The following is an 11,998-nucleotide window of genomic DNA, read 5'->3' on the forward strand; positions in this document are numbered from 1 at the left end:
TGAAGGAGGGAAAAATGCCCGGTTCGCCCGTGATCCCCGGCCTGCGTTACGTCGATGCTCCTGCCGCCATCCGCTTCCTTTGCGACGCCTTTGGTTTCGAGTTGCGCGCGTCCTACGAGGATGAGGCTGATCCGCACATCATCCACCATGCCGAACTCCTGCTGGGGGAGGGCATGGTTATGCTGGGCAGCGCGAAGGATGGAGAGGAGGAGTCTCTTTACAGTTGGACCACGCCGCGCGATCTGGGCGGCGTCACCGCCTGCATCTATGTCGTCGTGCCCGATGCGGACACGCATTGCCTTCATGCCCGCAATGAAGGCGCGGTGGTGGTGAGTGAGCCCCATGATAATCAGGGCTATCCCGGACGCGGCTATGAGGCGCTGGACCCGGAAGGTAATATCTGGAGCTTTGGCACCTACAATCCCTGGGCGGCGAGCGTTTAAGCCTTCCGCAATATCGGCGGGTTAGCTTCGTGCGCAGACAAGGGAGTGTCGCGTGGCGCTGATCGGCTGGATATTGAGTTTTGCTGCCCTGCTGGGGGCTCTGGCGCTGCGGCAGGACATGCCGGTCGGCGGCTCTTTCAGCCTGTCGAACATGCTCTTCCTGCTGGCGCTGCTCGCCTGCCCGATGCTGTGGCAGGACAAGCCTCTAGGCATATCCCGCGCGCAGCGTGTCGTCGGCGCGCTGATCCTGCTCTTCTGCCTGCCGTTGGTGCTGCTGCCGGGCGCTTCATAAAGTCGCGCGGCGCAACTTCCCGGTCAGTCGAACAGGCTTGAGACCGAACTCTCATCCGCGATACGCTTGATCGCTTCGCCCAGCAGCGGTGCGATCGGCAGGTGACGGATGCTCTTGGCGTTGCATACCGCGTCAGTACCCTGGATCGAGTCGGTGATCACCAGCTCCTTGAGTTCCGATGCTTCGACACGCGCCACCGCGCCGCCCGACAGCACGCCATGGCTGACATAGGCGACCACATCTTCAGCACCGGCAGCCTTCAGCGCGCCAGCTGCATTGCACAGCGTACCCGCCGAATCGACGATATCGTCGATCAGGACGCAGAAGCGGCCCTTCACATCGCCGATGATGTTCATGACTTCCGATTCGCCCGCGCGCTCGCGCCGCTTGTCGACGATGGCGAGCGGGGCGTTGTCCAGCCGCTTGGCAAGTGCACGCGCGCGCACCACGCCGCCGACGTCAGGCGACACGACCATCAGGTTGCGGTCGCCGAAACGCGCCTGGATATCGGCCGACATGACCGGCGCGCCGAAGAGGTTGTCGGTCGGAATGTCGAAGAAGCCCTGAATCTGCCCGGCATGCAGATCGACCGACAGAACGCGGTTCGCGCCGGCCGTGGTGATGAGGTTGGCCACCAGCTTGGCGGAGATGGGCGTGCGCGGGCCGGGCTTCCGGTCCTGCCGCGCATAGCCAAAATAGGGGACGACTGCCGTGATTCGCTTGGCCGACGCGCGCTTGAGCGCATCGATCATGATCAGCAGTTCCATCAGATTGTCGTTCGTCGGATACGCCGTCGACTGGATCACGAACACATCTTCGCCGCGGACATTCTCATGGATTTCCACGAAAACTTCCTCGTCGGCGAAGCGGCGGACGCTCGCGTCGGTCAGGGGGATTTCAATATAGTCTGCAATTGCAGCCGCGAGCGGCTTGTTGGAATTGCCGGTCATGAGTTTCATGGCCAAACCCCCGTGACGAATTGATGACGCTGTGTGAAACGCGGCCCCTTTAGCGGCGCATGTCGTTCGTGGAAAGGCGCTTTTGCGCCTTGCGGTAAAATGCTCTACGGGCTCGCCCATGACCGACAAACTCGTGATCGCCCTTGCCCAGATGACGCAATCGGTGGGCGACCTTGCCGCCAATGCCGATGCGATGCTGGAATGGCGCAGCCGGGCGGCGGGCGCCGATCTCATCGTCTTCCCCGAATTACAGCTGATCGGCTATCCGCCGGAGGATCTGGTGCTGAAGCCCGCATTGGTCGATCGCGCCAACCATGAGTTGGATCGCTTGGCTCAGGCCACTGCCGACGGCGGCCCGGCGATGCTGGTCGGCACCGTGGTCGCGTCTCAGGGCGTCCTCTTCAACGTCGTAGCGCTCCTGGAAAATGGCGCAGTCACCGCCATCCGCCAGAAGCGCGAGCTGCCCAATTATGGGACGTTCGATGAAAAGCGCCTGTTCGCGCCCGGTCCGCTGCCCGCACCAATTGATTTCAAGGGCGTCAAGATCGGCGTTCCGATTTGCGAGGATATCTGGTTCCCCTTCGTGACCGCGCATTTGCGGGCGGAGGGCGCCGAAATCCTCATCAGCCCCAATGGCAGCCCGTTCGAGGTCGACAAGGACGATCGCCGTATCAACGGGGTTGCCGGCACGCGCGTGCGCGAAACCGGCCTGCCGCTCGTCTATCTGAATCGCGTCGGCGGCCAGGATGAGCTGGTGTTCGACGGCGCGTCCTTCGTCATGGGCGCGGACCGAAGCATCGCCCACCAACTGCCCGATTGGGAGGAAGCGCTGGTCCTCACCCAATGGGAAAAGTGGGAAGGCCAATGGGTGTGCATCCCCGGCGAGCGCCATCCACTCGATGCGCGTCCGGCCGACATCTATAACGCCATGGTCCTCGGCCTGCGCGACTATGTGAACCGCAATGGCTTCCCCGGCGTGGTGCTGGGCCTGTCAGGCGGTATCGATTCGGCCTTGTCCGCTGCCGTAGCCGTCGATGCGCTCGGGCCGGAACGCGTATGGTGCGTGATGATGCCTTCACGCTTCACCAGCCAGGACAGCCTGGACGACGCGGTCGAATGCGCCCGGCTGCTCGGCGTGCGATACGATACCATCCCGATCGAGCCTGCCGTTGCAGCTTTCGACAGGATGCTGGCGCCCGCGTTCGAAGGCCGCCAGCGCGACCTCACCGAAGAAAATCTCCAGTCCCGCATCCGCGGCGTGACGCTGATGGGCATCTCGAACAAATTCGGCCATATGCTGCTCACCACCGGCAACAAGAGCGAGATGTCGGTCGGCTACGCCACCATCTATGGCGACATGGCGGGCGGCTATTCGGTTCTGAAGGATGCCTACAAAACGACCGTTTTCGACCTCAGCCGCTGGCGCAACGAAAATGTGCCCTCGCTTGGTTCCGGTCCCTCCGGCCCTGTCATGCCGGATCGGGTCATCACCAAGCCGCCCAGCGCCGAACTGCGCGAGGATCAGAAGGACGAAGACAGCCTGCCGCCCTATGAGGTGCTCGACCCGATCCTTTACGGCCTGGTTGAGGAAGAGTTGTCAGTCGAGCAGCTGGTCGCACGCGGCTTCGACAAGGACGTCGTCGCCCGTATCGAGCGCCTTCTTTATGTTGCCGAATATAAGCGCCGCCAATCGCCTCCAGGCGTGAAGCTTGGCATGCGCAATTTCGGTCGCGACCGCCGCTATCCGATCACCAACGCCTTCCGGACTCTCTAAAGCCCGTTTGCTTCGGGCGAAGTCGAGAAGCGCGAAGCGCAACGGTTCTCGACAAGCTCGAGCTGAACGGACAGGGACAGACAATGACCACCATCACCCGCTTCGCCCCGTCGCCGACCGGCAATCTGCATGTCGGCAATATCCGCGCCGCCCTCCACAACTGGCTTTGGGCGCGCAAGAGTGGCGGCCGGTTCCTTCTGCGCCTCGACGACACGGACCTGGAACGCTCGCGCCCGGAATATGCCGAAGCGATAAAGGCAGACCTGCGCTGGCTCGGCCTTCACTGGGACGGAGAGGAGAAGCAGTCGGACCGCTTCGCCCTGTATGAAGAACAGTTCGAAAGGCTCAAGGCATCGGGCCATGTCTATCCGGCCTATGAGACAAGCCAGGAACTCGACCTGCGCCGAAAGGTCCTGCTCGGCCGTGGCTTGCCACCTGTCTATGACCGTGCGGCGCTTACGCTGACCGCGGATCACATCGCGACATTCGAAGCAGAGGGCCGCACGCCACACTGGCGCTTCAAGCTTGACCATGACCAACCGATCGTCTGGACCGACCTTATCCGTGGCGAGCAGCGCTTCGACCCGAAGCTGCTGTCAGACCCGGTGATCCGCCGCGCCGACGGCAGCTGGCTTTACATGCTCCCGTCGGTCATCGACGATATCGACATGGGCATCACCCATGTGCTGCGCGGCGAGGATCATGTGTCCAACACGGCGACGCAGATTCAGATGTTCACCGCCCTCGGTGCATCCTTGCCCCAGTTCGCGCATGAAGCGCTGCTGACGGGCAGCGAAGGCAAGCTCTCCAAGCGTCTTGGCTCGCTCGGTGTCGCGCATTTCCGCGAAAATGGACTCGAACCGATCGCCATTCTTGCGCTGCTCGCACGGCTCGGCACATCAATGCCGATCGAGCCCTTCGGCGCCATAGAACCGTTGATCGACAGTTTCGACTTCGCTCATTTCGGCCGCGCACCCGCGCGGTTCGACGAAGCCGAGCTTGCCGCACTCAATCAGAAGATCGTCCATCTCCTGCCCTATCAGGCGGTATCCGAACGTCTGCCCGATGGCGTGGACGAAGCGGGATGGGAGGCGATCCGGCCCAATTTGGAAACTGTTGCCCAAGCGGCCGACTGGTGGCGGATCGTCACCGGCCCGATCGACGCTCCAGAACTGGAAGAGGAGGACCGCGCCTTCGTTGCCACAGCGCGCGAAATCCTGCTGGAGACGGAATTTGACGCCGACATCTGGCGCGCCCTGACCAACAGGTTGAAGGAGCAGACGGGCCGCAAGGGCAAGGTCCTATTCCTCCCCCTCCGCCGCATGTTGACTGGCCTGGATCACGGCCCCGACATGGGCCAGTTGCTGCCCCTGATCGGCAGGGATGAAGCCCTAAAACGCCTCTCCTGACCGTCACCCCAGCGGAAGCTGGATCTAATCCCAGGAAATGCCGTCCACTGCCGCCCGGCGGCCGATCAGTGCCGCATGCTCTCCAACGCCTTGCCAACAGCCAGAATCCCCTCCGGCGCCACCGCAAAGCCCATATGGGTGCAATCCACTTCGATCGCCCGGTCGCGCTCGCCAGCCTGGCCCTTGGCGCATTCAGGCAGGATCACCCCGTCCCGGCGCGACCATAGCGCAACCGTGGGTACCGGCGGCTTTACTTCCCGATTGCAGACGAAAGGCGGGGAATCCACCGCATGGCCGGACACCAGCTGATAGAGCCGCCACGCGTGATTGGCGCGGGCGTCACCCGAAAAAGGCGTGCCCATGGTGACAACGCCGCCAACCTTTGCGCTCGCATATTTGGCATATTCCCGCGCGAACAGCCCGCCCAGGCTCCAGCCCACCAGCGTCACCGGCTCGCCACTGCTGCGCCGGATTTCGTCCACGCGCCGATCGATTTTTTCAAGGGTGTCGGAACGAGGCCCGAAATTGCGGCCCATTCCCCAGTCATGCACGTCAAAACCCGCCGCCCGCAATATGGTGCGCAGCGCACCCATCCGCTGTTCCGAAGCCAGCAGCCCCGGTATCAACAATATCTGTCGGCCATCACCCCTGATCGCCTTGGCAAGCGAATCGGCCTGCGCGCGGCTGCGTGCGAGGTCGAAGGGCATCGAGGCATTGGCCAGCAAATGCTGAACCGACGGCAACTGAGATGCGCGAGGCCCGGTGGCTAGGCGCCCTTTCCAGAAGCTGGCAATCGAATCAGCATAAGGCGGCACGAGAATAGGGTCTCCAAAGCCCGAAGGGCGAAAGATGACATTCTCATGACAAATGCGCCACGCGTCCAATGGTTTCGCGCATTTGCGCCGACCATTCGTCGATTGTGACAGAGCTTAGGGCGCTAGTGGAGAGGTTTGCGCTACCGCCGCACCATCGGCCGCGCGCACCTGCCGCGGTTCCAGAATGGCGGCCGTTTCGATGAGGTCGAGTGCGCGTCGCGCTTCCAGATAGCGGCGCGCGTACTGCATCCAGCGTTCGGCGACGGCTCGGCCTGGCATGCGCTCTACTTCGGTCAGCGCTGCGCTGACGCGCCCCGCATCGATATAGCGCAGCGCGCGGTCCATCGCAGCCTCCGGCTGGGGGGAGGGGGTGGAGGCGCGGCGGATGGTGACCAGTTCGCGTGCCTCATGCTGGAACGCCTCCCACCAGCTTGTCTGTGGCCCCGGCGTCGTCAACTGGTCAGCGATACTGGCAAGCCCGCCCCGCAGATCAGTCAGCGTTATCGGCTCTTGCGCGGCGTTGATGATCGTGGCGACCGCACGTGGCTGCGCCTGACCAAATCGCAGCCGTAACTGCCCTTCCACATAACCAAGCGGCATGCCGCTATCCAGCGCGCGGCGCGCGGCGAAGGCGACCAGCAATCCTTCCGCCCGCGCGGCGTTGCCTGACGCGGCCTGCGCTTCCACGGTGATGCGGTTCAGCCGTTCCTCCAGCTGCACCACCCGGCCGTCCAGCATCTGCGCCGCGTCGCCAGTTAGCGGGCGCAGCGCCACGCCGGGCCGCAAATAGGGATCAGTAGCCACCACCGGTTGTCGCACGCTATTGCTCCAACGTCCCTGAAGATGGGGCATCGCCAGGATCGTCAGCGTCACACCAATCGCGAAGGCCAAGAGCAGCAGGATCAGCATCAGCCAAGGACTGCGCCCCCGCGGCGCGGCAGGCGGAATTGCCGTGACGTTTGCCGCGCCGCCTTCTTCGCTCATCGGGGACCTTCCTTGCATCTTGGCGGGATCATTCGCACAATCGGGCGGCGAGGGCCAGCATCCTCTCATCATCCGGCTGATCGGGCGCTTCGCCGCTGGCCCAACCCGTCTCGCAGGCGGCAAGCGCCGCAGCGCTGATCGCCACGACATGCAGTTCGCTGCGCCGCTGCGGCCCGACAAGCGCCGCAAGCCTGTTCCCCGCGCGGGGAGAATGGACCAGCAACACCGCTCCGCGCTCCAGTAGCGGTCCCAGAGCCGCGTCCGCTTTCTCACCGATAGTGTAAACCGCCACCCGCCGGATACTGAGCGGCCCCGCTTCGATCGGCGCAACGGTCGTGCCGCCAAGGTGCAGTAGCCTGCGGCGGCCATCGGCAGCGATGCGCGTCGCGATGGCGCTACCATCCTGATCGCCGGACACGACCTTCTGAAAACCTGCGTCCGCCATGGCGCGCGCGGTCGCGCTGCCCACGGCATAAGCGGAAAGGTCGCGGTAACTGGCGAGCTGCGGCCCGCCAAGCCGCGCCGCCTGTGCGCTGGTCATCAACAACGCGTCGAACTCCTCAGCTGGCGGCGCGTCCCACTCGATCGCCCGCGCCTCGAACAGGGGGCAAAGCCGGGGCACAAGGCCCAGCCGCTTCGCCCGCGCAGCGCTCTCGCTCGCGCCGGGTTCGGGCCGCAGGATGATGACGGGCCTCACGCCTCGAACAGCGCGCGCAGCTCCGCACTGGCGCGGCCCAGCAATGATTGGCCCAAAGCCTCGGCGGCATCCACATCGCCGCGCGCAATGTCGACGGTGTCGCCGACGCACTCTCGGCCATCTGGGCTCAATATCTCGGCTGTGAGCCGAATTTCCTCTCCCTGGAGCCGTCCCAACGCAGCGATCGGCGAGTGGCAGGTGCCGCCCAGCCCCTTGAGCACTGCTCGCTCGGCCATCACGCAGTCGAACGTGTCGGCGTCGTTAATGCCCGCCAGCAATGCCATCATCGCCGTGTTGCTGTTGAGCGTTTCGATCCCCACCGCGCCCTGCGACGGCGCAGGCAGCATGACGTCGAGCGCGATATTCGTCCCGACATCTTGCTGGCCGAGCCGGTCGAGCCCTGCCGCAGCCAGCAAGGTCGCATGCACCTCGCCCGCCGCCAGCTTGGCCAGCCGCGTGGCCACATTGCCCCTGAACAGCACCACCTGTGCATCGGGGCGCAGCCGCTTCACCTGCGCCGCCCGTCGTGGCGAGCTGGACCCCACCACCGGGTTGGGGGGCAAAGCCGCAAAGCTGTCCGCACCGACCAGCCGGTCCCGAACATCCGCGCGTGGCAGCATCGCGGCGATCCCGATTTCCGACGGCCGGATGGTCTCCACATCCTTCATGCTGTGAACGGCGAAATCGATTTCGCCAGCCACCAATGCGCGGTCCAGCTCCTTGGTCCACAGCGCCTTCCCGCCAATCTCCGCCAGCGCCCGGTCCTGAATGCGGTCGCCGCTGGTCTGCACGATCACCGTGTCGATCGCATCCGCGTCCCAGCCGTGGCGGGCGCGCAGCGCCTCCGCCGTCATGCGCGCTTGGGCAAGGGCGAGCGGGGAACCTCGCGTGCCAAGGCGGAGCGGACGATCAGGCAAGGGAGAAGGCGTTGTCATATGCCGCTTGCTCTAATGGCCGTGGGCATTAGATGGAAGCAGCATATGACGATCATCCTCGGCCTGGAATCTAGCTGCGACGAAACTGCGGCCGCGCTGGTGACGGCGGAGGGCAAGATCCTCGCGCACCGGCTTGCGACGCAAGAGGAAGCGCACCGGCCTTATGGCGGGGTCGTGCCAGAAATCGCCGCCCGCGCGCATGTCGAGGCGCTGAGCCCCTTGATCGAAGCGGCGCTCGCCGACGCCAATCTCACGCTGGATCAGGTCGATGTCATCGCCGCGACGGCCGGGCCCGGCCTGATCGGCGGCGTGATGGTCGGCCTCGTCACCGGCAAGGCGCTGGCCCATGCCGCGAACAAGCCCTTGGTGGCGGTCAATCATCTCGAAGGCCATGCCCTGTCGCCGCGCCTGGCGGACCCGTCGCTGCAATTTCCCTATCTGCTTCTGCTGGTGTCGGGCGGCCATTGTCAGCTGCTTCATGTTCGCGGACCGGGCGACTATGCCCGCCTCGCCACCACGATCGACGATGCGTCGGGGGAAGCCTTTGACAAGACGGCAAAGCTGCTCGGCCTCGGCTATCCTGGCGGACCGGCCGTGGAACAGGCGGCGGCGAAGGGCAATCCGAAGGCCGTCCCGTTGCCGCGCCCGCTCGTCGGCACGGCCGAACCGCACTTCTCCTTCGCTGGTCTCAAAAGCGCCGTCATGCGCGCCGCGCAATCTGGCCAATATTCGACCGAAGATATCGCCGCCAGTTTTCAGCAGGCCGTCATCGACTGCCTGATCGATCGGACTCAAAGACAGCTAGCCAGCCATGGGGGGATGACCGCGCTTGTCGTAGCAGGGGGCGTTGCGGCCAACCAGTCCATTCGCGCCGCGCTTCAGGCGCTCGCTGCGCGATATGACCTGCCTTTCGTGGCACCGCCGCTCTGGCTCTGCACCGACAATGCGGCGATGATTGCCTGGGCAGGGGCGGAGCGTTATGCGGCCGGGCTGGTCGATGATCTTACTGTCCCGGCCCGTCCGCGGTGGCCGCTTGATCCGGGCGCGGAAAAAGCACGCGGAGCGGGAGTGAAAGCATGAAGGCGGGTGTCATCGGGGCTGGCGCATGGGGGACAGCGCTGGCGCAGACCCTCTCTTCGCAGGGAGAGGATGTCTGCCTCTGGGCGCTGGAGCCCGAAGTAGTGGAGGCGGTGAACCGCGACCACCTCAATCCGCTTTATCTGCCCGGCATCCCCTTGAACTCCGCAGTGCGCGCGACCGGCGACATGACCGAAATGGCCGATCGCGATCTGCTGCTCATAGTAAGCCCCGCGCAGCATCTACGCGGCGTGGTTGCGGGGCTTCCCTCCGGCCTGCCGCTCATCCTCTGCTCCAAGGGGATTGAGGCGGGCACCAGCCTTCTCATGTCGGAGGTCGCGCAACAGGCGCAGCCTGGCTCTCCCATCGCAGTGCTGTCCGGTCCTACCTTCGCGCATGAGGTGGCCAAGGGGTTGCCCACCGCCATCACCCTGGCCTGCGCCGATGCGGATCTTGGAAGCCGCATTGCAGCGCGTATCGCTCGCCCGGCCTTCCGCCCTTATCTGTCCGACGATGTCGTCGGCGCGGAGATTGGCGGCGCGGTGAAGAATGTCCTCGCCATCGCCTGTGGCGTCGCGGAAGGGGCGGGGCTTGGCCTCAACGCCCGTGCCTCGCTCATCAGCCGGGGCTTCGCTGAAATGACGCGCTTCGGCCTTGCGCGGGGCGCGCGCGCGGAGACGCTGTCGGGCCTTTCGGGCCTCGGCGACCTCGTCCTCACCTGCTCGTCCACCAATTCGCGCAATTTCTCACTGGGCAAAGGTCTTGGGGAGGGGAGGCCCGCGTCCGAACTGCTGGCCAACCGCCGCACCGTTGCCGAAGGCGCCTTCACCGCTCCTGTCCTGCGCGATGCCGCGCGTGCCGCCATGGTCGAGATGCCGGTGGTCGAAGCCGTCTGCGCTCTGCTCGAAGATGCCGCGCCACTCGGCCAGGTCATCGACGCGCTGCTCGCCCGCCCGCTGCGGCCGGAATAAATCCATCGCTCTCCCCTGATTTATTGTTTACCATTCGGCACCACAAAATATGACGCGACAGGGGGACCTACATTCTTTGCCGGCTGAGCAAGCCTCCTCTTCGCAACAGGATGATATTGCGGCGCTCGCCAAGGGCGGCCGCACCAACATCTTCGGCTTTCTGCTGCGTCTGGCCGCGCGTCTGCCCTTCCTGTTCATCGCGGGGCGTTGGTACGGCGCGGATGCCCTTGGCCGCTTCGCCTATGCCGTCTTGGTTGTCGAGTTCGTTGCGCAACTCGCTACCCTCGGGCTGAAACGCGGCCTCGCCGGGGCGCTCGCCCAGACGGAGCGGCCGCACAGCCATGTCGTCACCGATGCGATGCTCGTAACGCTGATCGCAGCGTTGATCGGTAGCGGCCTGCTGGTCGCCTTTCCCCAGGCGATGTTCCCCAACAGCGGCATCAACGGGCTCGACAGGCTGCTCGCCCTCATCGTCATAGCGGTGGCCGGCTCAGACGTGGCGCTAGCCGCCTGCGCCTATCGCTTCGATATCGGCGCCACCGTTCGGGCGCGTTCGATCATAGAGCCTTGGGCGATCAGCATCGGCGCCTTCGCCTTCGCCTTCTATTCGACCCGCGACGGCCTGATCCTCTCCTATGTCGTGTCCATGGTCGCGGCTTTGGTCGCCTCGATCATTCCGATGACCCGTCATTATGGCATACCCTATGGCTGGCGGCCCGATGGCGGCAGGCTCTGGCGGCTGGCCCGCCGCAACCTGCCGCTCGCTGCAGCTGATGGCGTCGAATGGGGATCGCGCCGCTTGGACCTCGCCATTCTCGGCCTGTTCGTCAGCCCGGCGGTGGTTGGCGTCTATTATGTCGCGCAGCAGGTCGCCTCGCTGCCGCAAAAGCTCAAGACCAGCTTCGACCCCATCCTGGGGCCGGTCATCACCCGCAATCTGGCGGAAGGCAATCTCGCTGCCATCGCCAAGCAGGTGAGCCAGGTCGGCTTCTGGATTATCGCTGCACAGGCTGGCATCGCTTTGGCACTTGGCATTCCCGGCGAAGCCGTGATGGGCCTTGTCGGCCCGCATTTCGTGGGCGGCACCGGCGCGCTCGCCTTCCTCCTGCTGGCGGAGGTCGTCGCCGCCACGGCGGTCGTCAGTGAATCCGCGCTGGTCTATATCGCCCGCCACCGCAATCTCATGATCTCGCTGTTCATGATCGGCCTGCAGGCGGCACTCAGCTTCGGGCTTATTCTGTTGGCGAAGCGCTTCAATCTGTCGCCCATGGCTATTGCCGCTGCGCCTGCCCTGGCGCTCAGCATCGCGCTGGGCGTCGGCGCGCTGGTGAAGGCGCGGCTGCTGTCGCATCTGCTGGGGGCGAAAGTGAATGCCTGGCGATGGCCGCTGCTCAGCGCTTGCGGTGTGGCCTGCATCGTGGGGGCGGCCTTTGTCGCTCTGCCCCGTGAATATGAGTGGGTCGAACTGGTCTTCGGCGTCGCCACGATCCTGGGCGTCTATGGCTTCGTCATCTGGCGCTGGGGCTTCGGGTCAGAGGACCGCGCCCTCTTCCGGCGGCAAAAGCCGGCCTGACAGCCGCCCCAGCATCCCGCTCTCTCCCGTTCGTTTCGAGCGAAGTCGAGAAACGCAGGTTCCGACTTC

At 64.8% G+C, this 11,998-nt stretch carries 12 protein-coding genes; 7 read left to right on the forward strand and 5 right to left on the reverse strand.

Annotation, left to right across the window (positions count from 1 at the left end; translation table 11 throughout):
- The first annotated feature begins 14 nt into the window (after positions 1-14).
- Positions 15-443, forward strand: a complete 429-nt coding sequence (locus tag ACZ5Y5_RS12350) for a VOC family protein (protein ID WP_464808909.1) — start codon at positions 15-17, stop codon at positions 441-443.
- Between the two features lie 52 nt (positions 444-495).
- Positions 496-735 carry a hypothetical protein gene (locus ACZ5Y5_RS12355; protein WP_464808910.1) on the forward strand — a complete coding sequence of 80 codons (240 nt, stop codon included), beginning with the start codon at positions 496-498 and terminating at the stop codon, positions 733-735.
- 23 nt (positions 736-758) lie between these two features.
- Here the strand turns inward: ACZ5Y5_RS12355 and ACZ5Y5_RS12360 are convergent, their stop codons facing one another.
- Positions 759-1,694 (reverse strand): ribose-phosphate pyrophosphokinase, encoded by a 936-nt coding sequence (locus ACZ5Y5_RS12360; RefSeq protein WP_066525693.1) that lies wholly within the window; start codon positions 1,692-1,694, stop codon positions 759-761.
- 118 nt (positions 1,695-1,812) lie between these two features.
- Here ACZ5Y5_RS12360 and ACZ5Y5_RS12365 point away from each other — a divergent pair, with 118 nt between their 5' ends.
- Both ACZ5Y5_RS12365 and gltX read left to right on the forward strand, forming a co-directional pair.
- Positions 1,813-3,468, forward strand: coding sequence for an NAD+ synthase (locus ACZ5Y5_RS12365; RefSeq protein ID WP_464808911.1), 1,656 nt, complete (start codon positions 1,813-1,815; stop codon positions 3,466-3,468).
- Positions 3,469-3,551: 83 nt separating this feature from the next.
- Complete coding sequence (gltX, locus tag ACZ5Y5_RS12370) at positions 3,552-4,877, forward strand: glutamate--tRNA ligase (protein ID WP_464808912.1); 1,326 nt, start codon at positions 3,552-3,554, stop codon at positions 4,875-4,877.
- 65 nt (positions 4,878-4,942) lie between these two features.
- On the opposite strand, the gene ACZ5Y5_RS12375 is transcribed toward gltX, so the two are convergent.
- The 4 genes from ACZ5Y5_RS12375 to hemC all read right to left on the reverse strand — a co-directional run bounded on the left by ACZ5Y5_RS12375 (position 4,943) and on the right by hemC (position 8,308).
- Positions 4,943-5,692, reverse strand: a complete 750-nt coding sequence (locus tag ACZ5Y5_RS12375; protein ID WP_464808913.1) for an esterase/lipase family protein — start codon at positions 5,690-5,692, stop codon at positions 4,943-4,945.
- Positions 5,693-5,806: 114 nt separating this feature from the next.
- Positions 5,807-6,676, reverse strand: a complete 870-nt coding sequence (locus ACZ5Y5_RS12380) for a hypothetical protein (RefSeq protein ID WP_464808914.1) — start codon at positions 6,674-6,676, stop codon at positions 5,807-5,809.
- Between the two features lie 28 nt (positions 6,677-6,704).
- Entirely contained in the window at positions 6,705-7,373 is a 669-nt protein-coding gene (locus ACZ5Y5_RS12385) for a uroporphyrinogen-III synthase (protein ID WP_464808915.1), read from the reverse strand.
- Positions 7,370-8,308: a hydroxymethylbilane synthase gene (gene hemC, locus ACZ5Y5_RS12390; RefSeq protein WP_464808916.1), complete on the reverse strand. Its 939-nt coding sequence runs from the start codon at positions 8,306-8,308 to the stop codon at positions 7,370-7,372. Before hemC ends, ACZ5Y5_RS12385 begins: the two co-directional genes overlap by 4 nt.
- Before the next feature lie 45 nt (positions 8,309-8,353).
- Between hemC and tsaD the strand changes: the two genes are divergently transcribed.
- Genes tsaD through ACZ5Y5_RS12405 form a run of 3 tightly spaced genes read left to right on the forward strand, consistent with a single transcriptional unit; the run spans position 8,354 to position 11,929 of the window.
- A complete protein-coding gene (gene tsaD, locus ACZ5Y5_RS12395) occupies positions 8,354-9,388 on the forward strand; it encodes a tRNA (adenosine(37)-N6)-threonylcarbamoyltransferase complex transferase subunit TsaD (protein ID WP_464808917.1) in 1,035 nt (344 codons plus the stop codon).
- Positions 9,385-10,356, forward strand: coding sequence for an NAD(P)H-dependent glycerol-3-phosphate dehydrogenase (locus ACZ5Y5_RS12400; protein ID WP_464808918.1), 972 nt, complete (start codon positions 9,385-9,387; stop codon positions 10,354-10,356). The genes tsaD and ACZ5Y5_RS12400 overlap by 4 nt, the downstream gene beginning before the upstream one ends.
- A gap of 49 nt (positions 10,357-10,405) precedes the next feature.
- Positions 10,406-11,929, forward strand: coding sequence for a lipopolysaccharide biosynthesis protein (locus ACZ5Y5_RS12405; RefSeq protein WP_464808919.1), 1,524 nt, complete (start codon positions 10,406-10,408; stop codon positions 11,927-11,929).
- Positions 11,930-11,998 lie beyond the last annotated feature (69 nt).

The organism is Sphingobium sp. TomTYG65, assembly GCF_055395525.1.

Excerpts from the sequence above, each read along its gene's own strand:
- ACZ5Y5_RS12400 (WP_464808918.1), top strand. The coding sequence starts at position 9,385 with ATGAAGGCGGGTGTCATCGGGGCTGGCGCATGGGGGACAGCGCTGGCG.
- ACZ5Y5_RS12365 (WP_464808911.1), top strand. The coding sequence starts at position 1,813 with ATGACCGACAAACTCGTGATCGCCCTTGCCCAGATGACGCAATCGGTG.
- ACZ5Y5_RS12360 (WP_066525693.1), bottom strand. The coding sequence starts at position 1,694 with ATGAAACTCATGACCGGCAATTCCAACAAGCCGCTCGCGGCTGCAATT.
- ACZ5Y5_RS12380 (WP_464808914.1), bottom strand. The coding sequence starts at position 6,676 with ATGAGCGAAGAAGGCGGCGCGGCAAACGTCACGGCAATTCCGCCTGCC.
- hemC (WP_464808916.1), bottom strand. The coding sequence starts at position 8,308 with ATGACAACGCCTTCTCCCTTGCCTGATCGTCCGCTCCGCCTTGGCACG.
- ACZ5Y5_RS12350 (WP_464808909.1), top strand. The coding sequence starts at position 15 with ATGCCCGGTTCGCCCGTGATCCCCGGCCTGCGTTACGTCGATGCTCCT.
- tsaD (WP_464808917.1), top strand. The coding sequence starts at position 8,354 with ATGACGATCATCCTCGGCCTGGAATCTAGCTGCGACGAAACTGCGGCC.
- ACZ5Y5_RS12405 (WP_464808919.1), top strand. The coding sequence starts at position 10,406 with ATGACGCGACAGGGGGACCTACATTCTTTGCCGGCTGAGCAAGCCTCC.
- gltX (WP_464808912.1), top strand. The coding sequence starts at position 3,552 with ATGACCACCATCACCCGCTTCGCCCCGTCGCCGACCGGCAATCTGCAT.